Source organism: Devosia sp. Leaf64 (assembly GCF_001421945.1).
Classification (GTDB): domain Bacteria; phylum Pseudomonadota; class Alphaproteobacteria; order Rhizobiales; family Devosiaceae; genus Devosia.
This window is the reverse complement of sequence record NZ_LMLO01000005.1, coordinates 169406-193253: the sequence shown is the minus strand read 5'-3', so window position 1 is coordinate 193253 and position 23848 is coordinate 169406. Positions and strand designations below refer to the sequence as shown.

At 61.8% G+C, this 23848-nt stretch carries 24 protein-coding genes; 13 read left to right on the top strand and 11 right to left on the bottom strand.

From position 1 onward, the window contains the following. The first annotated feature begins 170 nt into the window (after positions 1-170). Positions 171-392, top strand: coding sequence for a 50S ribosomal protein L31 (gene rpmE / locus ASE94_RS03455; RefSeq protein WP_061909464.1), 222 nt, complete (start codon positions 171-173; stop codon positions 390-392). Between the two features lie 206 nt (positions 393-598). Here rpmE and ASE94_RS03450 read toward each other — a convergent pair whose 3' ends face one another. The 4 genes from ASE94_RS03450 to ASE94_RS03440 all read right to left on the bottom strand — a co-directional run bounded on the left by ASE94_RS03450 (position 599) and on the right by ASE94_RS03440 (position 2205). Further along, the gene (locus tag ASE94_RS03450; protein ID WP_061909466.1) at positions 599-1123 is read right to left on the bottom strand and encodes a DUF1465 family protein; all 525 of its coding nucleotides are present in this window, start codon (positions 1121-1123) and stop codon (positions 599-601) included. A gap of 343 nt (positions 1124-1466) precedes the next feature. Then, positions 1467-1673: a hypothetical protein gene (locus tag ASE94_RS20835; protein ID WP_061909468.1), complete on the bottom strand. Its 207-nt coding sequence runs from the start codon at positions 1671-1673 to the stop codon at positions 1467-1469. 24 nt (positions 1674-1697) lie between these two features. Further along, positions 1698-1919 (bottom strand): hypothetical protein, encoded by a 222-nt coding sequence (locus ASE94_RS03445; RefSeq protein WP_061909470.1) that lies wholly within the window; start codon positions 1917-1919, stop codon positions 1698-1700. A gap of 97 nt (positions 1920-2016) precedes the next feature. After that, positions 2017-2205 carry a DUF1192 domain-containing protein gene (locus ASE94_RS03440; RefSeq protein ID WP_061909472.1) on the bottom strand — a complete coding sequence of 63 codons (189 nt, stop codon included), beginning with the start codon at positions 2203-2205 and terminating at the stop codon, positions 2017-2019. An 80-nt stretch (positions 2206-2285) separates the two neighbouring features. Here ASE94_RS03440 and ASE94_RS03435 point away from each other — a divergent pair, with 80 nt between their 5' ends. Both ASE94_RS03435 and ASE94_RS03430 read left to right on the top strand, forming a co-directional pair. Then, complete coding sequence (locus ASE94_RS03435) at positions 2286-3299, top strand: NAD(P)H-quinone oxidoreductase (protein ID WP_156351808.1); 1014 nt, start codon at positions 2286-2288, stop codon at positions 3297-3299. A gap of 160 nt (positions 3300-3459) precedes the next feature. Continuing rightward, a complete protein-coding gene (locus tag ASE94_RS03430) occupies positions 3460-4182 on the top strand; it encodes a cell cycle transcriptional regulator TrcR (RefSeq protein WP_062629215.1) in 723 nt (240 codons plus the stop codon). A gap of 155 nt (positions 4183-4337) precedes the next feature. Here ASE94_RS03430 and ASE94_RS03425 read toward each other — a convergent pair whose 3' ends face one another. After that, a complete protein-coding gene (locus ASE94_RS03425; RefSeq protein ID WP_062629214.1) occupies positions 4338-4517 on the bottom strand; it encodes a hypothetical protein in 180 nt (59 codons plus the stop codon). Between the two features lie 101 nt (positions 4518-4618). Here ASE94_RS03425 and ASE94_RS03420 point away from each other — a divergent pair, with 101 nt between their 5' ends. From ASE94_RS03420 to ASE94_RS03400, 6 genes are all read left to right on the top strand, one after another. Further along, on the top strand, positions 4619-5377 hold the full coding sequence (locus ASE94_RS03420; RefSeq protein ID WP_062629213.1) for a sulfite exporter TauE/SafE family protein: 759 nt from the start codon (positions 4619-4621) through the stop codon (positions 5375-5377). Positions 5378-5443: 66 nt separating this feature from the next. Then, positions 5444-7246: a M3 family oligoendopeptidase gene (locus tag ASE94_RS03415; RefSeq protein ID WP_062629212.1), complete on the top strand. Its 1803-nt coding sequence runs from the start codon at positions 5444-5446 to the stop codon at positions 7244-7246. Positions 7247-7283: 37 nt separating this feature from the next. After that, complete coding sequence (locus ASE94_RS20535) at positions 7284-7454, top strand: aa3-type cytochrome c oxidase subunit IV (protein WP_082460853.1); 171 nt, start codon at positions 7284-7286, stop codon at positions 7452-7454. A 62-nt stretch (positions 7455-7516) separates the two neighbouring features. After that, positions 7517-9013: a Re/Si-specific NAD(P)(+) transhydrogenase subunit alpha gene (locus tag ASE94_RS03410; RefSeq protein ID WP_062629211.1), complete on the top strand. Its 1497-nt coding sequence runs from the start codon at positions 7517-7519 to the stop codon at positions 9011-9013. Beyond that, positions 9014-9376 carry a proton-translocating transhydrogenase family protein gene (locus tag ASE94_RS03405; protein ID WP_062629210.1) on the top strand — a complete coding sequence of 121 codons (363 nt, stop codon included), beginning with the start codon at positions 9014-9016 and terminating at the stop codon, positions 9374-9376. It abuts the gene before it with no gap. 8 nt (positions 9377-9384) lie between these two features. Continuing rightward, a complete protein-coding gene (locus tag ASE94_RS03400; protein ID WP_156351826.1) occupies positions 9385-10812 on the top strand; it encodes an NAD(P)(+) transhydrogenase (Re/Si-specific) subunit beta in 1428 nt (475 codons plus the stop codon). 125 nt (positions 10813-10937) lie between these two features. Here the strand turns inward: ASE94_RS03400 and ASE94_RS03395 are convergent, their stop codons facing one another. After that, positions 10938-11519: an exopolysaccharide biosynthesis protein gene (locus tag ASE94_RS03395; RefSeq protein ID WP_062629208.1), complete on the bottom strand. Its 582-nt coding sequence runs from the start codon at positions 11517-11519 to the stop codon at positions 10938-10940. Between the two features lie 64 nt (positions 11520-11583). Further along, complete coding sequence (locus ASE94_RS03390; protein ID WP_062629207.1) at positions 11584-14496, bottom strand: insulinase family protein; 2913 nt, start codon at positions 14494-14496, stop codon at positions 11584-11586. Between the two features lie 103 nt (positions 14497-14599). Here ASE94_RS03390 and ASE94_RS03385 point away from each other — a divergent pair, with 103 nt between their 5' ends. Continuing rightward, a complete protein-coding gene (locus ASE94_RS03385) occupies positions 14600-15106 on the top strand; it encodes a hypothetical protein (protein ID WP_244483941.1) in 507 nt (168 codons plus the stop codon). 21 nt (positions 15107-15127) lie between these two features. On the opposite strand, the gene ASE94_RS03380 is transcribed toward ASE94_RS03385, so the two are convergent. From ASE94_RS03380 to ASE94_RS03370, 3 genes are all read right to left on the bottom strand, one after another. After that, positions 15128-16102 (bottom strand): aldo/keto reductase, encoded by a 975-nt coding sequence (locus tag ASE94_RS03380; protein ID WP_061909500.1) that lies wholly within the window; start codon positions 16100-16102, stop codon positions 15128-15130. 133 nt (positions 16103-16235) lie between these two features. Next, positions 16236-16910, bottom strand: a complete 675-nt coding sequence (locus tag ASE94_RS03375; RefSeq protein ID WP_062629205.1) for a GntR family transcriptional regulator — start codon at positions 16908-16910, stop codon at positions 16236-16238. Between the two features lie 127 nt (positions 16911-17037). Next, positions 17038-17946, bottom strand: a complete 909-nt coding sequence (locus ASE94_RS03370) for a LysR family transcriptional regulator (protein WP_062629204.1) — start codon at positions 17944-17946, stop codon at positions 17038-17040. 86 nt (positions 17947-18032) lie between these two features. On the opposite strand from ASE94_RS03370, the gene ASE94_RS03365 reads away from it, so the two are divergent. Both ASE94_RS03365 and ASE94_RS03360 read left to right on the top strand, forming a co-directional pair. Continuing rightward, on the top strand, positions 18033-18671 hold the full coding sequence (locus ASE94_RS03365) for a class I SAM-dependent methyltransferase (RefSeq protein ID WP_062629203.1): 639 nt from the start codon (positions 18033-18035) through the stop codon (positions 18669-18671). An 82-nt stretch (positions 18672-18753) separates the two neighbouring features. Further along, on the top strand, positions 18754-20265 hold the full coding sequence (locus tag ASE94_RS03360; protein ID WP_062629202.1) for an ATP-binding protein: 1512 nt from the start codon (positions 18754-18756) through the stop codon (positions 20263-20265). A 142-nt stretch (positions 20266-20407) separates the two neighbouring features. On the opposite strand, the gene ASE94_RS03355 is transcribed toward ASE94_RS03360, so the two are convergent. Then, on the bottom strand, positions 20408-21274 hold the full coding sequence (locus tag ASE94_RS03355) for an aldose 1-epimerase family protein (RefSeq protein WP_061909510.1): 867 nt from the start codon (positions 21272-21274) through the stop codon (positions 20408-20410). Positions 21275-21400: 126 nt separating this feature from the next. On the opposite strand from ASE94_RS03355, the gene hrpB reads away from it, so the two are divergent. Then, a complete protein-coding gene (gene hrpB / locus ASE94_RS03350) occupies positions 21401-23845 on the top strand; it encodes an ATP-dependent helicase HrpB (RefSeq protein WP_062629201.1) in 2445 nt (814 codons plus the stop codon). The last annotated feature ends 3 nt before the right edge of the window (positions 23846-23848 follow it).

Genomic DNA, 23848 nt, shown 5'->3' with positions numbered 1-23848 from the left:
CGGCCGGTTGGATATAGGCCCCGCCTTGCCGGGGAGCAACCTCGTGGACGAGGGTAAAATTGCCGCTCCCCTGCCCTTGCCTATTGAGGCTCCATTAGGTAAGAAGCCGCCCAACACCAGTTTCCAGCTCTCCGGGCGCCACTTCGCCCGTTCGATTTGAGGCGCAAGCGATGAAGTCCGATATCCATCCCGAATACCACACCATCAACGTCGTGATGACCGATGGCACCGCCTACCAGACCCGTTCGACCTACGGCAAGGAAGGCGATACGCTGCAGCTCGATATCGATCCCAAGACTCATCCCGCCTGGACCGGCGGCACGGGCCAGCTGATGGACCGCGGCGGTCGCGTCAGCCGCTTCAAGGAACGCTTCAAGGGCCTCGGCCTCTAAGCTTTTCTTGGCAACAAGAATTCGAAAATCCCGGCCTCGCGCCGGGTTTTTTGTTTTTGCGGCTTACATGGCCCGCCACTCACGCTAGCCCTCTCCCCTGAGGAGCGAGGGGACAATGCTGGTGGTTGGCACAAGAACCCACCCAAAACGGTATGCGCCCCCCTCGACCCTTTGGGTAGAGGGTTAGGGTGAGGGGTCGTGCAGCTCTATTCGGTGCGCTTGAAAGCCGCGTGGAGGCGCGAAAACTGGTCGGCAATGCCGTTGACCTGGCCGGTCGGCACCTCTGGCAATTTGCCGCGTTCGAGCTGATCGAGCTGGGTGACCCGCTCGAATAGACGATCGCCGAGGTCGATGAAGTCGCGAAGTTTGACCGGCAGATGATCATAGCCCGGGCCGCCACGCTCGGAAGGCGTTGCAGAAAACTGCACCTTTTCCTTCTCGGTGCGCGCGTTCTCGCGGGAAATTTCGCCCTCGTTGACTGCCCGCTGCAGGAGCAGCCATGAGGCGATCTGCATGAGGCGCGTCGTCAGGCGCATGGATTCTGTGGCGTAGAGGAAAGCGGCTTCGCGCGGCAGGAGACGGCTGTCTTCGCGCCCTTCCTGATCGAGATAGGTGGCGACGGCTTCGATCAGGCCCATGCCTTCGCGATAAAGCTGTTCGAACCCGCCAGAGGCTGCGATGCGCGGCCCGAGGGAAATGGCGTGTCGGCTGGTTTCGCTGCTATCGGCCACGGTTCATCCCCGCTTTGGCGTCTTTTGCGCTGAAATTGTCAGGGCAGACGGATTGCGTCCATCATGTGCCCATCATGCTAGGCACAAATGTGGCTCCCGTCACCTCTGAGCGCCAACTAAGCTCAACAAGTGGTATAGGCGCCACGCGTTGTGCGAGAGTTTTGAGACCCCAGAAAAAGAAAAAGAGCCGTGAAACACGGCTCTCGAAGTTTACAGGGAGGCGTCAAACAGAGGGAGAACCGCTCTGAAAAATCCAGAAGATCTGAATAAGAACACCTTAACCCGAACTCGTTAATTGCGTGTTAACAAGACTCGATTTCTTAACCCTGACGCAAACTGAAGATCAGATGCGGGCGGATGCCCCATCGAGCAGCGTACGACCGGTCAGGGTGATCAAGGGCGTACCCGCAACCGTTTCGATCCAGCCCTTGTCTTCTAGCTGGCGCAGGTGCGCGGTGCCGACCGGGATCTGGCCGCTTGCCAAAGCCTGGAGATGCGTAACTTCCATCGGACGGACGCCTTCGAGAATTCGGTCAACCTGTGGTGTCATGCTCTGCTCTCCTTGAACGTCTTGTTAGCGACGGCGGAACGGGGGCTGCCAATAGCGGGCCACCTGCACCTGCCACATCAAAGTCTGAACCGGCGCCTCTTGCCATCCATGGTCTGTGAGATTGTCAGGGGCTGGGGCGTTAAGAGGCGTGCCATCTTCGACCCCGGCCAGACGCAGCGCATAGACCAGAGCGCAGGTGCCGGATGTCACAAAAAGTGCAAAGATGAACAAAAGGTTCCAAGTCATAACGGAGCCGCCTCCCGTGTTAAGAAAAGCTTAACCCAGGGCGCGGCGCAACCGAACCTTTAGTCTTGTTTAACCTTAATTCGCCGCACTCGCCGACTCAGAACTTGAAGATGGCGTCGGCTGCCTTGCGGGTGTGCCCTCGCGCATCGATCGCGGCTTCGAGCCGAACGATCTCGGTTTTGAGGAGCGCGATGCGCTGTTCGAGCTCTGAAACGGAGAGCGCGTCGAGCACCATGCCAACCTCGTGGCTCACAGGGATTTTCGCGCGCTGGTCTTGATCTTCCATTGGAGCCCCCGGAAACATTTGACCCCAAGATGGACGCGCCGCCCTTGCCGGGCAAGCCCGGTTTGCGTCAGCATAGACAGATGACCAACGCTGCTTCGCTTCCAGCCACCATGTCCGCCATCGCGCTCAAATCGCCCGGCGGCCCCGAAAACCTCGTGCTCGGCACGCAGCCCCTGCCCGCCGTGCGTCCCGGCGAGGTTTTGATCCGCGTGGCCGCCGCCGGTGTCAACGGCCCGGACCTGGCGCAGCGGCGAGGCCAATATGATCCGCCGGCCGACGCCTCGCCCATTATCGGTCTCGAAGTGTCTGGCGAAATCGCAGCGCTGGGTGAAACGACAGGCCGGTATCGCGTCGGCGACAAAGTGATGGCCCTGACCAATGGTGGCGGCTATGCCGGCTATGTCGCCGTGCCCGAAGGCCAGGTGCTTCCCATTCCGCGCGGTTGGAGCTTTGCCGAAGCCGCGGCCCTGCCCGAAACCTGGTTCACCGTCACCCAGACGCTCGTCATGCGCGCAGGTCTTTTCTCGGGAATGACTGTGCTCGTGCACGGCGCCTCAGGCGGCATTGGTGGGGCAGCCATCCAGATTGCAAAAATCATCGGCGCCAAAGCCATTGGCGTCACCTCGAGCCCCGAGAAAGCGGCCTATGCCAAACGGCTTGGCGCCACGGCGACGATCGACCGGAGCGAAGACATCACCGCCCGGGTGATGGAATTGACGGACGGCAAGGGCGCCGATCGGGTTCTCGATGTCGTCGGCGGCGATATGGCCGCGGTCAATATAGAGGCCTCGGCCCGCGGCGGGCATATCGTCCAGATTTCGACGCTCGATGGCGGCACGGCGCCGGTTCCTCTACGCTTGATGATGGCCAAGGGACTGACCCTTTCCGGCTCGACTCTTCGTCCGCAATCAAAAGAGATTAAGGCCGCGATTGCCGAGCATATTGCCCTGCGTCTCCTGCCCCATCTATCGCTGCCCGATTGGGTCAAACCCAATGTCACGACCTTCCCCATAGCCGAAGCGAGCAAGGCACATGAGCACATGGAAAAAAGAAGCCATCTCGGGAAACTCGTTCTTCTGACCAGCGCCGACTGAGCTCAAATAAAATTTGCGCTAATTAAATGTTATGGGCTGGTTTCAGCGTTGCGGAAATGGCGCCAAAACTCTATATTGTGTGCAGTTCCCCCTCAGCATTTGGCTTTTGAGGCGGAGCGGTCCGGAGGAAAACCGGCCGCGCCATCAGGAGAGTTTTATCATGTCCCAGCCCCTACTCATGCCCAAGGCGACCGCTGTTTGGCTCGTGGACAACACCGCATTGTCCTTTGACCAGATCGCTGCCTTCTGCACGCTGCATCCGCTCGAAGTGCAGGGCATTGCCGATGGCGACGTCGCCTCGGGCATCATGGGCGTCAACCCGATCCAGAATGGTCAGTTGACCAAAGAAGAGATCGAGAAGGCCGAAGGCAACCCAAACTATCGCCTGAAGCTTTCCGATCCAAAAGTCCGCGTTGCTGCCGTCAAGCGCAAGGGTCCGCGTTACACCCCCATCTCGCGCCGCAACGAACGCCCCAATGCCATCAAGTGGCTGACGCGCAACCATCCCGAACTCAAGGACGCACAGATCATGCGTCTCGTGGGCACCACCAAGTCGACCATCGAATCCGTGCGTGAAAACAGCCACTGGAATTCGGCCAATCTGACCGCCATGGACCCGGTGACCCTTGGTCTCTGCAGCCAGATCGAGCTCGACCTCGAGGTCAAGCGCGCATCCAAGGATGCCGGTGTACCGAACGAAGTCGCCGAAGGCACGACCCTTCTTACCGCCGAAGAAGCGCTCGCGCGCGCCAATGCCCGGCAGGAAGAATATGGCAGCCAGGAAGACGATGGCGAAGGCCGTCGCAACCAGGGCCACGAAGACCTCGACGCCGACTCGGTCTTTTCCAAGCTCAAATCGCTCAAGTCCAACGCCGACGAATAATCGGCCCGGCCTTCAGCCCAGCTTTTCGATCCCCGCCCTAGTGGCGGGGATTTTCGTTTGAAGGTCCAAATGTCTCAAAGACCGTCGCCCGGCTTGTGCGGGTGGCCGATATGCAGGCGAGCTGGATTGCCCGGACAAGCCGGGAATGAAGCGGTCTAGACCGCGGCTTCGTCCGCGATCTCTTCGATCGGGTTGGGTTGTTCCCACTGCATCATGATCTCGACGCTCACGAGAGCGATGAGAACCCAGAAGGAAAAGCTGATGGCGGCGGCGAAAAACCAGCCTTTGGCACGGTATGTCATGAGCACCAGTATCGAGCCCAAAAGTTGCACCATGATTACTGCGCCGCCCCCTCGCGCGAATGTGTGTGGAGCAATTGACAAAGCTGTCGCTTGGGAGTGGGGATAGAACCTCTTCCCGCCGGATTCGCCTTTCCATGATCGACCCCGTTTTCGTCACTGTCGCCGTCATCGCGGTGCTGATTGTTGGCCTGTCCAAAGCCGGGCTCCTCGGTGGCCTCGGCGTCGTCGGCGTGCCGCTCCTGGCGCTGGTCATGCCGGCGCGCGACGCTGCGGGCATGATGCTGCCGGTGCTGCTCTGCATGGACGCCGTTGCGGTCTGGATGTATCGCAAGGAATTCGACCGCAATATCTTGAAGATCATGTTGCCCGGCGCCGCAATCGGCACCCTGCTTGGCTGGGCGCTCTGGGCCTTTGTCAGCGATGCGGTCGTGCTGCTGATGGTGGGCGTTGTTACACTGCTCTTTGTCATCGACGCAGTGTTCCCGATCCGCAAAAAGCTCGAAGGCCTGCCACCCTCAAAGCCTTGGGGGATCTTCTGGGGCGGCGTCGCCGGCTTTACGAGCTTCATTTCCCACACCGGTGGCCCGCCGTTTCAGATTTACGTCCTGCCGCGCAAACTCCCGCCCTTGGTGTATTCCGGCACGACGGCGGTGTTCTTTGCCATCGTCAATACCGCCAAGCTCATCCCCTACTTTTTCCTTGGCCAGCTCAACGTCCACAACCTGACGCTCTCGGCCGCTCTCGCACCCGTGGGGGTTATCGGGGTTTTCCTCGGCATCTATCTCGTCCGCCGCATTTCGATGAAGCTCTTTTATCGCATCGCCTATTGGCTGGTGTTCCTCCTTGCCCTGCAACTGATCTGGGACGGCACCAATCGGCTTCTGGCAGGCTGACCTTCACAGTCCGGACCAAGCTCGCTAAGGTCCGCCCCAAATAAAAAGCTTCGGAGTCGAGTTCGCATGAGCGCTGCTGCCCAAAAAGGCCACAACCAGTTTGGCAATCTCCCGGTTTGGGACCTCAACGATCTCTATCCAGGCAAGGACAGCGCCGAATTCAAGGCAGCGCTCGAAGAAGCAAAGACGCTCGCCGCCAAATTCGAGGCCGACTACAAGGGCAAGCTCGCCGACCTCACCGCTTCTGGCGGGTTGATCAAGGCGATCAAGGATAGCGAAGTTCTGGGTGACCTCACCGGCCGCATTGGATCTTTCTCGTTCCTCCAATATGCGCAGCGCTCGACCGATCCTGATCGCGCCAAGTTCATGGGTGATACCAACGAGGCGCTGACGAACCTGTCGACCCGCGTCCTCTTCTTCGAACTCGAACTCAACCGCATCGACGATGCAACGCTCGACGCCGCCCTGGCCGCCGATCCCGAACTTGGCCGCTACAACACCTGGTTTGCCGAACTGCGCAAAGCCAAGCCCTACCAGCTCGACGACAAGCTCGAAGAGCTGTTCCACGACAAATCCGTCACCGGCTTTTCCGCCTGGAACCGCCTCTTTGACGAAACCATGTCGAGCCTTGAATTCGAGATCGATGGCGAAACGCTCAATCTTGAATCAACGCTCAACCTGCTCTCCGACCGCGACGAGACCAAGCGCGAAGCCGGCTTCAAAGCCCTCGCCAAAACCTTTAAGGCCAACGGCCGCCTTTTCACCCACATCACCAATGTCCTCGCCAAGGACAAGGAAATCTCCGACCGCTGGCGCGGCTATGAAGACATTGCTGACAGCCGCCACATGGCCAATTCGGTCGAGCGCGAAGTCGTCGACGCGCTCCAGGCCGCTGTCGAGGCCGCCTATCCGCGTCTGTCGCATCGCTATTACAAGATGAAGGCAAAATGGTTCGGCAAGGACAAGCTCAATGCCTGGGACCGCAATGCTCCGCTACCGACGAGCGACGAGCGCATCTGGGACTGGGACACGGCTGTCTCGACCGTCCTCGACGCCTATGGCCGCTTCTCGCCCGATCTCGCCGAAGTCGCAAAGCCATTCTTCAATTGGGGCTGGATCGACGCGCCAACCGGCAATGGCAAGCTCTCGGGCGCCTTTGCGCACCCTACCGTTCCGAGCGCCCACCCCTATTTGATGCTCAACTATCTCGGTCGCACGCGCGATATCATGACGCTTGCGCATGAACTCGGCCACGGCGTCCACCAACGCCTCGCCGCCGCGCAGGGCCCGATACTCGCCAACACCCCTCTTACACTCGCCGAAACCGCCTCGGTTTTTGGGGAAATGCTGACCTTCCGCGCTCTCCTCGACAAGACCACGGACAAGCAGCAGCGTTTTGCGCTTTTGTCGTCCAAGGTGGAGGACATGCTCAACACCGTCGTGCGCCAGATCGCCTTCTATACCTTTGAGCGCCGTGTCCACACCGCCCGCCGCCAGGGCGAGCTGCGCACCGAGGAAATCAACCAGATCTGGCTCGACGTCCAGTCAGAATCCTTGGGCGATGCGATCATCCAGAATGAAGGCTACGACATCTTCTGGACCTATATTCCGCACTTCATTCACTCGCCCTTTTATGTCTACGCCTACGCATTCGGCGATTGCCTTGTGAACTCGCTCTACGCACAGTATGAGAAATCGAGTGAGGGCTTTGCGGAGCGCTATTTCGAGCTCCTCAAGGCTGGGGGAAGCAAGCATCATTCCGAACTTTTGGCGCCTTTCGGGCTCGATGCCAAAGACCCCAATTTCTGGACGCTCGGCCTTTCCATGATCGAAGGGCTGATTGACGAGCTTGAGGCGAATTCGCCCTAAGCTCTGCACCTATAAACGACGCTATTTCGAGGAATACATGGCCACCAATCACCACCACCCCGAACATCACTCGCAGCCCGTCCTGGAATCGGCGATGGATTATGTCGAACACGAGAAGACCTATAATGGCTTCATCGTCTCGGTGAAGTGGTCCATTTATCTGCTAGCGGCCCTTCTGATAATCCTCTTCTTCGTGATCCGCCCCTAAAGGGGTTTCAGTCAGCAGGCCATGGAATTGCCTGCCCGCCTGGCAGGCGGGAGGAGATTTTCATGAAACTTGCGATTCTGCGGGAAACGGCGACAGGCGAAAGCCGCGTCGCCGCGACGCCAGAGACCGTCGCCAAACTGATCGGGCTCGGTGCCAATGTGAGCATCGAGACCGGTGCGGGAAGCAAGTCCCGCATCAGCGACGATCAATATGCTCAAGCCAGCGCCGCGATAGCCGCATCGGCGAAAGAAGCCGTCTGGCAGGCCGACTTGATCCTTGCAGTGCGCCGCCCAGCGGCCGCAGCTCTCGCTGGAGCCAATCCCGGCGCGCTTCTGATCGCGAGCCTCGACCCCTACGGCCATGAGGCCGAGATCGCCGCCCTCGCCGGGGCTGGCGTCACTGCCATTGCGATGGAATTCATGCCGCGCATCACCCGCGCGCAGGTCATGGACATCCTCTCCTCCCAGGCCAATCTCGCCGGCTATCAGGCCGTTATCGAAGCTGCCGCGTATTTCGAGCGCGCCTTGCCGATGATGATGACTGCCGCTGGCACCGTTCGCCCTGCCAAGGCTTTTGTCATGGGTGCCGGCGTTGCCGGCCTCCAGGCCATTGCCACCGCGCGGCGTCTTGGCGCCGTAGTGTCAGCGACCGACGTCCGCGCTGCCGCCGCCGAACAGGTTGGTTCGCTCGGCGCAAAATTCATCATGACCGACGCGCTCAAAGATGCCTCCGGCACCGGCGGCTATGCGCGCGAGCTGACCTTGGCCGAAAGCCAAGCCCAGGCAGAACTCGTCGCCGGCCACATCGCCAAGGAAGACATCGTCATTACCACGGCCCTCATTCCCGGCCGCCCGGCGCCCAAGCTCGTCACCGCCGCCATGGTTGAAAGCATGGCGCCCGGTTCTGTCATCGTCGATCTCGCCGCCGAGCGTGGCGGCAATGTCGAACTCACCCGCGCCGACGAGATCGTCGAGCATAAGGGCGTCAAAATCCTCGGTTTCACCAATCTCGCGAGCCGCATTCCGACAACCGCCAGCCAGCTCTATGCCAAAAATCTTCTCTCCTTCATCGAAACCCTGATCGACAAGACAGAGAAGAAACTCGCGATCAACTGGGACGACGAATTGGTCAAGGCGACGGTCCTGACCCGCGATGGCGCCGTGGTGCATCCCAATTTCGCAACCACAGTCACGGCGACACCTGCCGCCTCCGCTGAACCGGTCGCCGTAGCCGCGCCAGAACCAAAAACGCCAAGCCGGAAACTGGTGGCCAAGGATGCGCCGATCAAAGCCGGCGCGCCGCGCAAGCCGGCGGTAGCAAAAGCCAGGCCCGTCGCGGTCCTAGCTGACGAGCCCATGGCAAAGCCTGTCCCGCGCAAAAAGGCGGCGGCAACGATCGCCCCCGAAGCCATTGCCCCTGCCGGCTCGCAACCCGCCGCCAAGAAAGCCGTCGCCCGCAAGGCCGCCGCAGTTGCTTTGACACCCGACGCGGCAAATCCTGCGCCCAAGAAAAAGCCCGCCACAAGGCGGCCCATCGTCAAGCCGGAGGGGGAACTCTAAATGGAAACGACTGCAGGCGCGATCGCCGACACCACCACCGCCATCGCCCATGGGGCGCTCGGCGGCGCCATCGACCCCTTCACCTTCCGCCTCGCCATTTTCGTCCTCGCCATCTTTGTGGGCTATTTCGTCGTCTGGAGCGTCACCCCGGCGCTGCACACCCCGCTGATGAGCGTCACCAATGCCATTTCCTCCGTAATCGTCGTCGGCGCTTTGCTCGCCGTCGGCGTGCATCTCGCGACGGACGCAAGCTGGGTCAGCAAACTCTTCGGCTTCATCGCGCTGGTCTTTGCCAGCGTGAACATCTTTGGCGGTTTCCTCGTCACCCAGCGCATGCTGGCGATGTACAAGAAGAAGGGCTGACGGTCATGATCGATGCCAATATCGCCGCCATCTTCTATCTCGTCTCCGGCGTGCTCTTCATCCTCGCGCTGCGCGGCCTGTCGAGCCCTTCGTCCGCCCGCCAGGGCAATCTCTATGGCATGGTTGGCATGGCCATCGCCGTGGTCACGACGCTTCTCGTCGCCGCGCCCAACGATTGGGTCAGCTGGCTCCTCATCATCGGTGGCCTTGGCCTCGGTGGCGGCATCGGCGCCTATATCGCGCGCGAAGTGAAGATGACCGACATGCCCCAGCTTGTCGCCGCCTTCCACTCGCTCGTCGGCCTCGCCGCCGTCTTCGTCGCCGCTGCTGCCCTCTATGCCCCCGAAGCCTTTGGTATCATCGAGATCGATCCGCTGACCGGCCTCGCCATCGGCGCCATCCACGCCCAAGCCCTCATCGAAATGTCGATCGGCGTCGCCATCGGCGCCTTTACCTTCACCGGCTCGGTCATCGCCTTCGCCAAGCTAAATGGCAATATGAGCGGCAAGCCGATCATTCTGCCCGCGCGTCATCTCATCCACATCGTCCTCGCCATAGTGCTGCTGGCGCTTGTCTGGGCCTTTACCGTCACGGCTAATCCCGCGCTCTTCTGGCTGATTACCCTGCTCGCCCTCGTTCTCGGCGGGTTGATGATCATCCCGATCGGCGGCGCCGACATGCCCGTCGTCGTCTCCATGCTCAATTCCTATTCCGGCTGGGCCGCCGCGGGCATCGGTTTTACCCTTGGCAATACCGCGCTCATCATCACCGGCGCATTGGTCGGCTCATCCGGCGCCATCCTCTCCTACATCATGTGCAAGGCGATGAACCGCAGCTTCATCTCGGTCATCCTCGGCGGTTTTGGGGGCGATAGCGCCGCTGCTGCCAGTGGGGCCGAAGAAGATCGCCCGGTCAAACAGGGTGCTGCCGAAGACGCGGCCTTCCTGATGAAAAATGCGGGCAAAGTCATCATCGTCCCCGGCTATGGCATGGCCGTCGCCCAGGCCCAGCACGCCTTGCGCGAAATGGCGGACCTTCTCAAAGCCGCAGGCGTCGAAGTCAAATACGCCATCCACCCGGTCGCCGGTCGCATGCCCGGCCACATGAACGTGCTCCTCGCCGAAGCCAACGTCCCCTATGACGAAGTTTTCGAGCTGGAAGACATCAACTCCGAATTCGCCCAGAGCGACGTCGCCTTCGTCATCGGCGCTAATGACGTGACCAATCCCGCCGCAAAGACCGACAAGACGTCACCGATCTACGGCATGCCCGTGCTCAATGTCGAAGATGCCGGCACCGTGCTCTTCATCAAGCGCGGCATGGCAGCCGGCTATGCCGGCGTCCAGAACGAACTGTTCTTCCGCGACAACACGATGATGCTTTTTGGCGACGCCAAGAAGGTTACGGAAGATATCGTCAAGGGCCTGGGGCACTAACCCGGTAGGTCACCTGCACTTTCCCAGCGCTCGATTGTCACTGCGGCGAAGGCCGGGCCATCTCCAGATCTCAAGATGGATCCCGGCTCAAGGCCGAGATGACATCTGGCCGGATTGATTGCTTCTCAGGTCAATAAGGCCAGTGCGATTGTCACCGCACCGCCCACCAGCCCCATCCAGGCCAGCGCCAAAAACCCATCGCGCGCGGTAATCGCCAACGCATAGACCGCGATGATCGTCGCCGCCCAGGTCGAGGTAAACGGGATAAATTCCAGGAGCGGCATGATCATGCCGACGAGCACGCAGACCGCCGCCCCGATCCGCCGCATCGGCATGGAGGTCAGCACCTTGGCCCGACGCTTGACGACACCATCGACCTTGCGGCTCACCGGCCGCAGAAACTTCAAGAGCTTTTCAGCATGCTTGGCCGAAATGCACCGCACGCGCAGCCACTTTGGCAGCCAGATCCGATCGCGCCCGAGAACGATCTGCCCGGCGACGAGGATGGTGTTGAGCCCGATCATCGTCGGCAGACCCGGAATGATGCTGAGCGGAGAAATGACGATCAGCGCCGGAATGAGCAGCATCGGCCCGGCCGCGCGTTGACCGGCGATCTCCTGGATGAGGCCGATCGAAACGGCCTCACCTGCCTTTGCTCTCTCGTCGACCTTGCGCACAAGGCGGCCGAGTGTGCCCTCGTCGCTCATCGTCCCACCCTTTCCCTTTGGAAAGGGCAACGCCGCACAGGAATGCGGCGCTCCGGGCAGCGCTTTAGAGAACCTTGGTCACTTCAAGCAGGCCAGGCCGCTTGTCATTGGCAGCACTGATCGCCGCTTCCCCGCCGAGGACCACCACATGGCCCTTGTCGCGGATTGCTTCGACCGCCTCTGCCAGCGCCAGAAAATCGGCATTGCTGGTGCCGAGGATTTCATCGCGCCGCTGCTGGCGGATCGCGTCGGTCGTGCCTGTAAGAAGCCGCCACATGGCCGAATAGCCCTTGGCATCAACAAATTCGGGCCGATCGCTGTCGCCGATAACGCCGATGATCGAACGCGTCAGATCGGTCTCGCCAATCCCGGCGCGCAGCGCTTTCGCGGCGCCATCGTAGACATCGAGGGTCTTCAAGAGGTTCGGGTCGCGATAGGAGAGGAAGGCAAAATTGCCCGAGGAGAGATCGAAGCGGCTCGATCCGCCATAGGCCCCACCCTGCACGCGCACCTTGTCCCAGAGATAGGTGGTGTTCAGGAAGCGCAGCACCACCGCCGAAGCAGCGGACGTCTCATAGCCCAGCGCCTTGAGATTGGCGCCCTTGCCGACATAATTCACCTGTGCCTGGATGACGAGCCCCTCGGATTTGGGCGCGGCAACAAAGCCCCAACCCTGTTCAGCCGTGTCCCGCTGGGGCAGGCCCGACACAAAGCTTTGGAGTGAAGACTTCGCGTCACCAAGCAGGCTGCTATCGGCGGTCAGATTGACGACCATGCGGCCGCGGTTGAACAGCGTGTCGCGGATCTGGCGGAAGCGCGCTTCAACGCTCTCCCAATCGCTATCGATGCGCTTGACGAGGTTACGCAGGAACTGGAGATAGCTGATACCGCCCAATTGTTCGGCGACCCAGCTTGCTTCCGTCAGCCCCGCCTTGAGGCGCGTGTCCACAATGGAATTGCCGGCTGGGATCATGCGAGCCTCAAAGCCCGCCTTTTCCTCGAGCGCCATCTGGCGAATGCGATCGCGATTATCAAGCCGCGCATCGAGCAACACATCGCTCATGATCTCGAGCATATCGCCGAACTTGCCGGGCACCGATTTGCCCGAGAGGAAGAACCAGGCCGCTGTGCCGCCATCGTCGAGTTTGGTCGCCAGGCTCCGATGCTGGGCAATGCCGCCCGTCGTTCGGCCAATGCGCTGGGTCAGGCTGACAAAATCTTCCTTGCTCGTCCCGGTCTGCAGCAATGCCCTGCCAAAGAGCGGCAGATAGGGCAGCAGATCCGCGCCTAGAACCTTCAGATCAAAGCCAAGATCGAGATACAAAATCCCAAGGGTCGGCAAATCGTGGTGCAGGAACCGCGCCCCCACCAGATCGCTCTCGTCGGTCGGTATGGTGCGAATTTCGCGGTCGAGATCGCCCAGCGTCAGCGTCGGAATCTTCGCAAGATCTTCCGGCCGATCGACCTCTTCCTGCAGGGCTTTGAGCCGCTCGGTACGATCCTGCGTCGCCTTGATCGCCGCATCGTCCATGGCAGCACGCACAGCGGCAAGCTTGTCGTCCTCGGCCTTCGCCTCGCGGGCGCCCTTTTCCGGATCGGCTTCGATTTTCGAGGTGACGCGATGCGGATTGTCGAGGAACAGCCGGCGGATTTCACGCTCGAAATGCCCCTGACCAGCCTTCTGCTTCAGATCTTCAAGCGCGGTCTCGAAAGTCAGCGGCGCCAGCGGATCGCCGCCATGCAGCCACGCCCCGAGCGCTGTGAACATATAGCTCATGCCCCGCGGCTGGCCGCCGGTGTTCTGCTCGCGTAGATGAAACTCGAACGTATTGAGCGCCGCTTCTCGCTGCTCCTCGGAAAAGCCAGTTTCCGCCAATTCGGCCAGCGTATCGAGAATGAGTTTTTCGACCTTTTCCGCGTCGGCAGGGTCGATCCCCTTGAGCCCGAAGCCTGCCATGGGCTGCCTCAGCCAGGTGGATATCCCGCCGCCCAGCATGCTCTCGCCGATCGCGCTTTCGGTGAGCTTCTTGCGCAGCGGCGCGGCAGAGTTCCCGGCCAGCAAATAGCTTAGAATACCGTGGCTCAGCGTTTCCTCGCGGCCCTCCGGCGGATCGATCATCCAATTGACGCTGACCATGCCATCGCGGCGCTTTTCCGGGTCGATCGGGCCGGCATAGGTGCCGCTCACCTGCCGCGGCGCATTCCAGCGCGGCTGCAGTTTTACCTCTGCATCGACTGGCGCGGCGTCGAACTGGCTGAACACCTCATCGAGAATGGCGAGCCGCTTTTCCGGCGCGTCGTCGCCGGCAAACACCACGCGGGCATTGGAGGGGTGATAGAATTTCTGATGGAAGCGCTTGAACTGCTCATAGGTGAGCGCCGGAATATCCTTGGGGTCGCCGCCCGAGGATTTGCCATAGGTCGTATCGGGATAAAGCGCGCGCTGCGTCTGGTCGTGCATCACCGAGTCAGGCGAGGAAAAGACGCCCTTCATCTCGTTGAAGACGACGCCCTTATAAACGAGCGGCGCATCCGCGCTTTCGAGTTCATAATGCCAGCCTTCCTGCTCGAACGTGTCTTCCGTCAGGAGCGGGAAAAACACCGCGTCGAGATAAACGTCTACAAGGTTGTAAAAGTCCTTGAGGTTGGCGCTTGCCACCGGATAGGCCGTCTTGTCCGGAAAAGTCATGGCATTGAGGAAGGTGTGCATCGACCCCTTCAACAATTCCACGAAGGGCTTCTTCACCGGATACTTTCGCGACCCGCAGAGCACCGAATGCTCGAGAATATGCGCGATCCCGGTCGAATCCTCCGGCGGCGTCTTGAAGGTAATGCCAAAGACCTTGTTCTCGTCTTCGTTGACGAGGCTCAAAACCTCCGCCCCGGTCTTCTTGTGCCGAAACAGCTGCGCCTGCGAATTGATCTCGGCAACTTTTTCGTCGCGCACCAGTTCGAAAGCGGGATGGGAGGAAGCCATGAGAGCACTCTCAATTTCTTGTTGTTGCCGCATAACCTAGTTAGCCGTTGGCTGTTTCGCTACCCCGGTCGCAAGGCCGTGAGACATCTTTGGAGGATGCGCGATGAAAGTTTTTGCAACTCTGGCCTTGGCCCTCGCCGGAATATCCATGACAGCCGCCGTTGCGCAGGAAAGTCCCACCTACCAGGACGACCGCTCCAGCGCGACCGCCTTGATCCAGTCGCTCTACAACGCCATCGACCGCAAGGAATATCTCCGCGCTTGGTCATACTATGCCTCGAACACCGTCGCCTCGGCCGAGGACGAAACGGCCAAGGCCGATTACGAGACCTTCAAGAAAGGCTACGCCAACACCGAATTCGTCACTCTGCTGACCGGCGAGGAAACCGAAGAAGGCGCGGCAGGCAGCACCTATTACAAGCTTCCCGTCGCCATCGATGCCGTCGACGGCGCCGGCAAGCACACCCAATTCACCGGCTGCTATACCTTGCGCCTCGCCCAACCCACCGTGCAGGACGCCCCGCCCTATCAGCCCCTCCACATCGAAAGCGGCGAGCTAAAACCGGCAAGCGGCGAATTGGAAGCGATCCTGCCCAAGACCTGCGAGTGACGAGTTTGGAAACGGCGGGGCTCAAACCCCGCCGCGGATTTCCGGCTTCACGGTCTTTTCGTACCAGTCGCCGAGCTGGTTCATCAGCGCCGGGAAGAGGCTCTTGCGCTCGGAAGCCGCGACATTGTCGGCAATCTGCGCGGGCTTCGAGACGCCGGCGATGATCGTCGACACCTGCGGGTGATCAAGAATCCACCGCAGGGCAAATTGGCTCATCGGCACGCCCTCGGGCGCGAGGCCCTTCAATTCCTGCACCAGTTCGATGCCGCGCTCGAATTTGATGCCCGAAAAAGTCTCGCCGACCGAGAAGGCCTCGCCATCGCGATTGTAGCTACGGTGATCAGTGGAATCGAACGTAGTGTTCTTGTCGAACTTGCCGCTCAGCAGTCCGCTGGCCAGCGGCAGGCGGACTATGATGCCGACATTATTTTCGGCTGCCCGCGGCAGAAGCTTTTCCGCGGCGTCCTGACGGAAGAGATTGAAGATGATCTGCAGGGTGGCGCATCCCGGCTGTTCAAGGCAGATCAGGCCTTCTTCGATCGTCTCGACGCTTGCACCCCAATGGCGCACGAGACCTTCGGCCTTAAATTCGTCCATCCAGGCAAAGATTTCGCCATCCTGCAAGACGCTGGTCGGCACGCAATGGAGCTGCGCGAGATCAAGGCTCGAAACGCCGAGGCGCTCGGCGGAGCCAATAAGGCTCTCGCGCACCTTGTCCTTGGAATATTTGTTCGGGAAAAGCGATCCAGAGCGCCCGAGTTTGGTCGCAACATGCACGCCAGGTGCCTTGGCATGGGCGCCGATGCGGCTTTCGGAGAGACCGCCACCATAAACGTCGGCCGTATCCCAAAAATTGATCCCGGCCGCATTGGCGGCGTCGAGAATTTCACCAGCCGCTTCGTCGCCCACTGGCCCGAAATCGCCGCCCAACTGCCAGCAGCCGAGACCGATTTCGCTGACTTCGTAACCCGTCTTGCCCAAAATCCGCGTTTTCATACCGCAGCTCCCCAAAAGTCTGTCACGCCCAGGCGCATGATGTCTTGCGCCCGCTTAGCACCTTTCGGCGCCAAAAGGGCTCGAAAACAAGGCAATGAATAGCAACGGGCGCGAAACACCCGTTGATCCAGCCCTATTCGAAAAAGTCCGGAAAATCGCTGATCGTCTGATTGAGCAGCAGTTCGGCGCGCGCCAGATGCGCCCGCATGGCTTTCTCCGCCGCTGCCGGATCGGCCTTGGCCACGGCCTGGGCGATGTCTTTGTGCTCTGCAATAGCCCGTTGCGTCGAGGAGACGCCGAGCGTCAGGTAGCGCACGCGGTCGAGTTGCATCTTGTGATCGTCGATCAACTGCCACGCATATTCGACACCCGCCAGACGCGCCAGCGTGCGATGAAAAAGCTCGTCGAGAGTATGAAAACGCCTCGAATCATTGGCTGCCGAGGCCGCTTCCTGATCGGCGATCAGCGTCGTCAGCACATCGGCCGCATCGTCCGTCGGCTGACCAGCCACCCGGCGAATGATCTCGACCTCGATGCTCTCACGGATAAAGCGCGATTGCCGCACGCCATCGGGCGATATCTTCTTTACCACCGTCGCCCGCTTGGGCCGGATTAGCAGCAAGCCCTGCTGCGCCAATCGAATGAATGCCTCACGCACGGGCTGTCTTGAGACGCCATAGCGCGCCGCGATATCACTCTCGGAAATCACATCGCCAGGCTTGAGCGACATGGTGATGATGTCGTCGCGCAAGGCATCGACGACGCGCATGGCGATGGTTTCCTGGGTATGCTCCAACAAAGCTGCCATGGCTCAACGTTTCCTTCTTTTTCGACCATGGGCCGTAAAGCAGCCATTGGCTCCATGTCCGCGTCGCCGTCCACAGTTTTTTGGAGCCCGACAGCTTCCATACAAGGCGGGCAATTCTCGGCGCTTGTCAATTCAGTGGTGGATGATGCCAATGGCCAAGGCCCTCGGCCAAAGCGTCGAACACGACGCGGATACGACGCGCCGTGCGCAATTCCCGGTGCGTCGCGAGCCAAGTCGGCACCGGCACGCCGGCAAAGTCGGGCCAGGCATCGACGACGCCTGGGGTGATGCGGGCGACTGTTTCCATCATGACCCCGAGCCCCAGTCCGCGACGCACCCAATCCCAGGCGACGATGCCGCTATTGGTCATCAGCGGAAAATTCGCCTCGGAAACATTGATACCGTGTCGCCGCAACTCGCCTATCAGCACCGGGATGCTTTCGCTAAAGCCAATAAACTCGGCTGTGCTCAAGGTTTCTGAACCGACTGGCTGGGCAAGTCCCGTCACAGACTTTTCGGTTCCATAAATTCGCGCCATCGCATCGGGAAGGCGCCGCGCGATCACCTCCGGTTCGCTAGGCGGGACATGGCGAATAGCAATATCGGCCCGCCGGCGGATGAGATCTTCCACCTCATTGGACGCCAGAACATCGATGACGAGCCCCGGCGCCACGCGCCTGATCTTCTCAAGCACGGGCGGCAGGACGAACTGCGCATAGACGTCGCTCGTCGTGATCCGCACCAGCCCTTCCACCACCTGCGACTGCCGGGACGCGACAAGCGCCACTGCGGCCGACGCTTCGCCCATGCGCTGCAGTGGTCCGATCAGTTCGCGCCCAGCTTGCGTCAAGATCAGGTTGCGCCCTGCCCGCTCAAACAGCGTGACACCGAGCGACTTTTCAAGCGCGGCGACCTGCCGTCCAAGCGTGGGCTGGGTTAGGCCAAGTTTACGCGCGGCTGCCGAAAGCGACCCGGCCTCGACCGTCGCCAGCAGGGCACGCATCTGATTCCAGTCGATATCGGCGCGATAATCCATGAATTTATGTATAACAGTACTGCCCGTTTCTGCAATTTTGTTCCTCACTTTTGGAGGCTAGTGTTCTTGCATCAAGGAGCAGGACCATGCCCGCATCAGCTGTTTTCTGGGATCGAACCGCCGAACGGTATGCGGCCTCACCCATTGCCGACGAAGCTGCCTATCAGACCAAGGTCGCCGCCACGCAGCAGCTGCTGCGACCAGACATGGAGCTGTTCGAATTCGGCTGCGGGACCGGCTCAACGGCACTGCTCCACGCGCCCCATGTCCGCCATATCCGTGCCGTGGATTTTTCTGCCCGCATGATCGAGATCGCCGAGAACAAGGCGCGTACTGCCGGCATTACCAATGTCAGCTTCGAACAGGGCGCCATTGAAACCGTGGACCTGAAGCCCCAGAGCCTCGACATGGTGCTCGCCCTCTCCGTACTACATCTCCTGCCCAATAAGAGTGCGGCGATCGCCAAGGTTTTCGCCGCGCTCAAGCCCGGCGGTTATTTCGTTTCGAGCACGGCCTGCATTCGCGAGATGGTGCCCGCTCTTGGCCTTGTCGCCCCTCTGGCAAACCGGCTCAATCTGAGTTTTCTGCCCTATCTCGATGCGATGAGTTCACGCCAGTTGCTTGATGCCATCACTCAACCTGGCTTCATCGCGGAGCATCAGTGGCAGCCAACCAGGAAGGCCGCGCTCTTCGTCATCGCCCGCAAGCCGGCACACTTGGCATAAACCACCTGTGAATTGAACGGCCACTTTGCCGAATCGGCGACCGAACGTGCTAAACTCTGTTTTCGCGTGTGCGGGAGTTGTGATGCAGGTTGCTATCGATATGGGCGAGGCCCGGGGTGCCGGCACTGCCCAGATGGATCTCGAGGAATTGCTGGCCACCCGTCTTCTGGTCCAAGGCAATTCCGGGTCCGGCAAATCCCACCTTTTGCGCCGCCTCCTCGAGCAATCCGCGCCCTGGGTGCAGCAATGCATCATCGATCCCGAGGGTGATTTCGTCACCCTGGCCGACAAGTTCGGCCATCTCGTTGTCGATGCGACCCGCAGCGAAGCCGAATTGACGCGCATCGCCAATCGCGTGCGCCAGCATCGTGTTTCGGTCGTCGTCAATCTCGAAGGCCTCGACGCCGAGCAGCAGATGCGCGCCGCAGCCGCTTTCCTCGGTGGCATGTTCGATGCCGATCGCGATTTCTGGTACCCGGTACTCGTCGTCGTCGACGAAGCCCAGCTCTTTGCCCCCGCCGCTGCCGGCGAAGTCTCCGACGAAGCGCGCAAAGTCTCGCTCGGCGCCATGACCAATCTCATGTGCCGCGGCCGCAAGCGCGGCCTTGCCGGCGTCATCGCCACCCAGCGCCTCGCCAAGCTGGCCAAGAACGTCGCCGCCGAGGCCTCGAATTTCCTGATGGGGCGCACCTTCCTCGATATCGACATGGCCCGCGCCGCCGATCTCCTCGGCATGGACCGCCGCCAGGCCGAGCAATTTCGCGATCTCGCGCGCGGCCATTTCGTCGCTCTCGGCCCCGCAATTTCACGTCGCCCCCTGCCGGTGATCATCGGACCCGTCGAAACCTCCGCGCGCTCGACGAGCCCAAAACTGACCCCGCTCCCCGAGGCGCCGGTCGATGCTGCAGACCTGATCTTCACCATGGATCCGGACGAGCTCGCCCGCCCCGTCGTGCGTCGCCCGCCTCCGCCGCCACCGCCCTCGACCAACGATCTCCTCGCCCAGGTGGCGCGCGCCCGCGCCGAACGCGAGCCGGAGCCGACGACGCTTTTCCCCGAGATCGATGAGGCCGAACGCGAGGAAACCATCAAGACGGTGATGACCGAACTGATGAGCGATCCCGATGCCGGTTTCCGCAACACGGCCCAGCTCTATCAGGATTTTCTGGTCCGCTGTCGCATTCGCCGCGTGCCGGGCGAGCCGCCAGCCCTGCCCGCCTTCAAGCGCCTTCTCGCCGTCGCGCGCGTTTCGCCCGATGAAGCGACCGCGTCGTCCGACGGCTGGCAGCAGGCTCTGTCACTGTCCGAAACGCTCACCGATGACGTGCAAGGTGTTTTCCTAGTCGTCGCCCAAGCGGCGCTCACCGGCGCGCCCTGCCCGTCCGACGCGACCATCGCCCGGCTCTACGGCACGCATTCGACCAGCCGCGCCCGGCGCCTTCTCACCTGGTTCGAAGAGCGCGGCCTCATCGTCATCCGCACCGACTTCCGCAACCAGCGCATCGCCGCCTTCCCCGACCTCGGCGCCGAAACAGCCCCCGGCGATCCGGCAGGTCCGGATATGTTGGAAGACGAACGCGGCGCGGCGGAATAGGCTCTTAAGCCTCCGTCACCTCGGCCGCCCAGTCCACCTGCCGTCACCCCGGCGAAAGCCGGGGCCCATCCTGACATCTTAAGATGGATCCCGGCTCAGGTCCGGGATGACATCCAGGTTGGGCTGACTTCCCTCGACCAGCCTACCCCACCAACTCCGCCCGGAACGAGTACTTCGCCTCTGCCCCTGGCCCGAGCAGCGCGGTAAACGGCCGTTTTTCCAATTCGTCACTGCCGCCAACCTCAGCCGCAGTTCCATGCCACGGCTCAAGGCAAATGAACCCAGCCCCCGGCTTGGTCCAGAGCGCAAAGTTCGGGAGGTTTTCCCAGGACATCCGCACCGCCGGGCCGCCGGGGGCGCCATAGGTCAAACCAGCGCCGGCCCCATCTGGAAACAGCAGCGCATCCTTTGAAAAATCAGCATCATCGAGCGCCAGCGTCCCGGCCTTGAACGGCGAGGTCTGTGGCTCGCGATTAACGAGGCCGCCGGAAAGCTGAAACAGCGAGGGTTCGCCGCCATTATCAAGCGTCACCGTATGCCCCTTGCCTTCGGCACCCGGCAGCGGCCAGGCAAAGGCGGGGTGAAACCCGACGCCATAGGGCATGACCGTCTTGTCAAGATTGGTCACGGTCGCGGTGACGATCACAGCGCGCCCCTCGAGCCGGTGCTCGACATCGAGCCGGAAATCAAATGGGAACATGGCCTTGGTCGCTTCGGAGGCTTCCAGCCGATAGGTGCAGTGCTCGCGCCATTCTTCGATGAGCGTAAAGGCGCTGCGTCGTGCAAAGCCATGCTGGCCCATCTGATAGCGCTTGTCGCCAACGCTGATCACATCCATCGGTGCGCGCCCGACCATCGGAAAGAGGATCGGCGAACGGCCGGTCCAATAGGTCGCGTCCCCGCTCCAGAGCCAATTTCGCCCATCATGGGTCGAGAGCGACTGCATCTCCGCGCCGAGCGCGGCCACGTCAACGGTCAGCTCACTATTGCTGATTCGAGTGAGTTGCATGCGTCCTCCGGAAGCTTTGGATTGGGCAGCGGACCCTAGCCTGCGAAGAGGATCGAGGAAACCACTGTAGAGCGATATCTTGAGTGATTAGCAGGGGCCGAGTAAGCAGCGGGTAAAGGACCGCTCATGATCTTGCCGCCGCTGCCCATCGATGCTGCCCTGCCCGCCTTGGCCGATGCCCTCGCCAACGGAACCAGCGCCGTGCTCGTCGCCCAGCCCGGCGCCGGCAAGACGACACGCGTGCCATTGGCGCTCCTCGATGCACCCTGGCGCGGCGATGGCCGCATCATCGTCCTCGAACCCCGCCGCCTCGCCGCCCGCGCCGCCGCCCGCCAGATGGCAAAACTTCTCGGCGAAACTGTCGGGGACACGGTCGGCTATCGCGTTCGCATGGAATCCAAAATCTCGGCCAAAACCCGCATCGAGGTCGTCACCGAGGGCGTCTTTACCCGCATGCTGCAGGACGATCCGGAACTGAGCGGCACGGCCGCCGTCATCTTCGACGAATTCCACGAGCGCAGCCTCGATGCCGATCTTGGCCTTGCTTTGGCGCTCGACGCCCGTGCCCTCCGCCCCGATCTAAGGCTCCTCGTCATGTCCGCCACCATCGATGGCGCCCGCGTCGCCGCACTCCTTGATGGCGCCCCGGTCATCGATAGCCCCGGCCGGACCTTTCCCGTCGAAACCATCTATGCCGAGCCCGATCCATTGGAGCGGCTCGAAGACCAAGTCACTAAATCCGTGCTCCGCGCCCTTCGCGAGCATGAGGGCTCGGTACTCGTTTTCCTGCCGGGCCAAGGCGAAATCACCCGCACCGCCGAGCGCCTCGCCGGCCGCCTGCCGCAAGACACCGACCTCGCACCGCTTTACGGCCAGTTGACGCCGGCCGAGCAGGACGCCGCCATCCAGCCTGCTCCGGCAGGCCGCCGCAAGGTCGTCCTCGCCACCTCGATCGCCGAAACCTCCCTCACTATCGAAGGCGTGCGCATCGTTATCGATGCCGGCTTCCGCCGCGTGCCTGTCTATGAACCGGCGACAGGCCTCACGACCCTTGCCACCCAGCGCGTCTCCCGTGCCGCCGCCGATCAGCGGCGCGGTCGTGCCGGCCGTACCGCGCCGGGCATTGCCATCCGCCTCTGGAACGAAGGCCAAACTTCGGCCCTAGAAGCCTTCGACACGCCCGAAATCCTCGCCGCCGACCTCTCAAGCCTCGTGCTCGATCTCGCGGCCTGGGGCGTCGCCGATCCCGCCACGCTCGCCTTTCTCGATGCACCGCCCCCGCCCGCCTGGAAGGAAGCCAAGGCCCTTCTCACCCGGCTCGAAGCCATCGATACAGATGGCCGTCTGACCCCCGCTGGCAAAGCCCTCGCTAAACTGCCGCTCCATCCGCGCCTCGCCCATATGGTCGTTGCTGGCGCGGAAGACGGGGATGCGAAAACCGCGGCAGGACTCGCCGTGCTGATCGGCGAGCGAGGACTTGGCGGCGACGACATCGACCTCGCCCGCCGCCTCGATCGCTTCCGCACCGATCGCTCCCGCCGCGCCGACGATGCCCGCACCCTTGCATCGCGCTGGGCCAAGCTCGCGGGTGGACGGAATGACGAGCCGCGCGACCCCGGCCATCACCTCGCCCGCGCTTTCCCCGATCGCGTCGCCCAGCCCGCCGGTCCCCGCGGCCGCTTCCGCCTCGCCAATGGCCGCCAGGCGCAGCTCGATGAAACCCACGCCCTCGCCGGCGCGCCCTTCCTCGTCGTCGCCGACGTCACCGGCAGCGCCACCCAAGGCCGCATCCGCTCCGCCGCTGCGCTCGACCCCGCCGATCTCGACGCGCTCTTCGGTCATCACATCACGAGTGAAACGACGCTCACCTTCGACCCCGCCTCCGGCGCGGTCCGCGCCCGCCGCCAGCGCCGCCTCGATGCCCTGCGCCTCGCGGACGAACCCGCCCCCGTCACCGATCTCGAAAAAGCCGCCACCCTCCTCGCCGAGGCCGCCGTCAAACGGCCTGACACCTTGCCCTGGACCAAGGACCAAAAAGCCCTCCGCGCCCGCGCCAGCTTTTTGCGCCAAACCCTCGGCGAAGAGTGGCCCGACCTATCCGACGCGGCTCTCGCCAGCGACCCAGCCTGGCTCACCCCTCATATCCTTGGCGAAACAAAACTCAGCGCCATCTCCGCCGACCATTTCGGCCAAGCGCTCGATGGCCTCCTACCCTGGGCCAGAAAGCAAGAGATCGAAAAACTCCTCCCCAGCCACTTTACCGCGCCCTCGGGCAGTCACCTCCCCATCGATTACGCGGCCGAAAACGGCCCCGCTCTCGAAATCCGCGTTCAGGAACTGTTCGGCCTCGACCGCCACCCCAGCATCGCCAATGGCCGCATTCCGCTCTTGCTGGTGCTGCTCTCCCCCGCCCACCGCCCGATCCAGACAACTCGCGACCTCCCCGGCTTCTGGCGCGGCAGCTGGAAAGACGTGGTCAAGGAGCTCAAAGGCCGCTATCCCCGCCACCCCTGGCCAGAAGACCCGATCGCAGCGCTTGCAACGAGCCGCGCGAAACCACGCGGGACTTGAGCC

Coding starts and splice junctions, on each gene's coding strand:
- rpmE (WP_061909464.1), top strand. CDS start 171: ATGAAGTCCGATATCCATCCCGAATACCACACCATCAACGTCGTGATG.
- ASE94_RS20835 (WP_061909468.1), bottom strand. CDS start 1,673: ATGACACCACAGGTTGACCGAATTCTCGAAGGCGTCCGTCCGATGGAA.
- ASE94_RS03445 (WP_061909470.1), bottom strand. CDS start 1,919: ATGACTTGGAACCTTTTGTTCATCTTTGCACTTTTTGTGACATCCGGC.
- ASE94_RS03440 (WP_061909472.1), bottom strand. CDS start 2,205: ATGGAAGATCAAGACCAGCGCGCGAAAATCCCTGTGAGCCACGAGGTT.
- ASE94_RS03435 (WP_156351808.1), top strand. CDS start 2,286: ATGACCAACGCTGCTTCGCTTCCAGCCACCATGTCCGCCATCGCGCTC.
- ASE94_RS03430 (WP_062629215.1), top strand. CDS start 3,460: ATGTCCCAGCCCCTACTCATGCCCAAGGCGACCGCTGTTTGGCTCGTG.
- ASE94_RS03425 (WP_062629214.1), bottom strand. CDS start 4,517: ATGGTGCAACTTTTGGGCTCGATACTGGTGCTCATGACATACCGTGCC.
- ASE94_RS03420 (WP_062629213.1), top strand. CDS start 4,619: ATGATCGACCCCGTTTTCGTCACTGTCGCCGTCATCGCGGTGCTGATT.
- ASE94_RS03415 (WP_062629212.1), top strand. CDS start 5,444: ATGAGCGCTGCTGCCCAAAAAGGCCACAACCAGTTTGGCAATCTCCCG.
- ASE94_RS20535 (WP_082460853.1), top strand. CDS start 7,284: ATGGCCACCAATCACCACCACCCCGAACATCACTCGCAGCCCGTCCTG.
- ASE94_RS03410 (WP_062629211.1), top strand. CDS start 7,517: ATGAAACTTGCGATTCTGCGGGAAACGGCGACAGGCGAAAGCCGCGTC.
- ASE94_RS03405 (WP_062629210.1), top strand. CDS start 9,014: ATGGAAACGACTGCAGGCGCGATCGCCGACACCACCACCGCCATCGCC.
- ASE94_RS03395 (WP_062629208.1), bottom strand. CDS start 11,519: ATGAGCGACGAGGGCACACTCGGCCGCCTTGTGCGCAAGGTCGACGAG.
- ASE94_RS03390 (WP_062629207.1), bottom strand. CDS start 14,496: ATGGCTTCCTCCCATCCCGCTTTCGAACTGGTGCGCGACGAAAAAGTT.
- ASE94_RS03385 (WP_244483941.1), top strand. CDS start 14,600: ATGAAAGTTTTTGCAACTCTGGCCTTGGCCCTCGCCGGAATATCCATG.
- ASE94_RS03380 (WP_061909500.1), bottom strand. CDS start 16,102: ATGAAAACGCGGATTTTGGGCAAGACGGGTTACGAAGTCAGCGAAATC.
- ASE94_RS03375 (WP_062629205.1), bottom strand. CDS start 16,910: ATGGCAGCTTTGTTGGAGCATACCCAGGAAACCATCGCCATGCGCGTC.
- ASE94_RS03370 (WP_062629204.1), bottom strand. CDS start 17,946: ATGGATTATCGCGCCGATATCGACTGGAATCAGATGCGTGCCCTGCTG.
- ASE94_RS03365 (WP_062629203.1), top strand. CDS start 18,033: ATGCCCGCATCAGCTGTTTTCTGGGATCGAACCGCCGAACGGTATGCG.
- ASE94_RS03360 (WP_062629202.1), top strand. CDS start 18,754: ATGCAGGTTGCTATCGATATGGGCGAGGCCCGGGGTGCCGGCACTGCC.
- ASE94_RS03355 (WP_061909510.1), bottom strand. CDS start 21,274: ATGCAACTCACTCGAATCAGCAATAGTGAGCTGACCGTTGACGTGGCC.
- hrpB (WP_062629201.1), top strand. CDS start 21,401: ATGATCTTGCCGCCGCTGCCCATCGATGCTGCCCTGCCCGCCTTGGCC.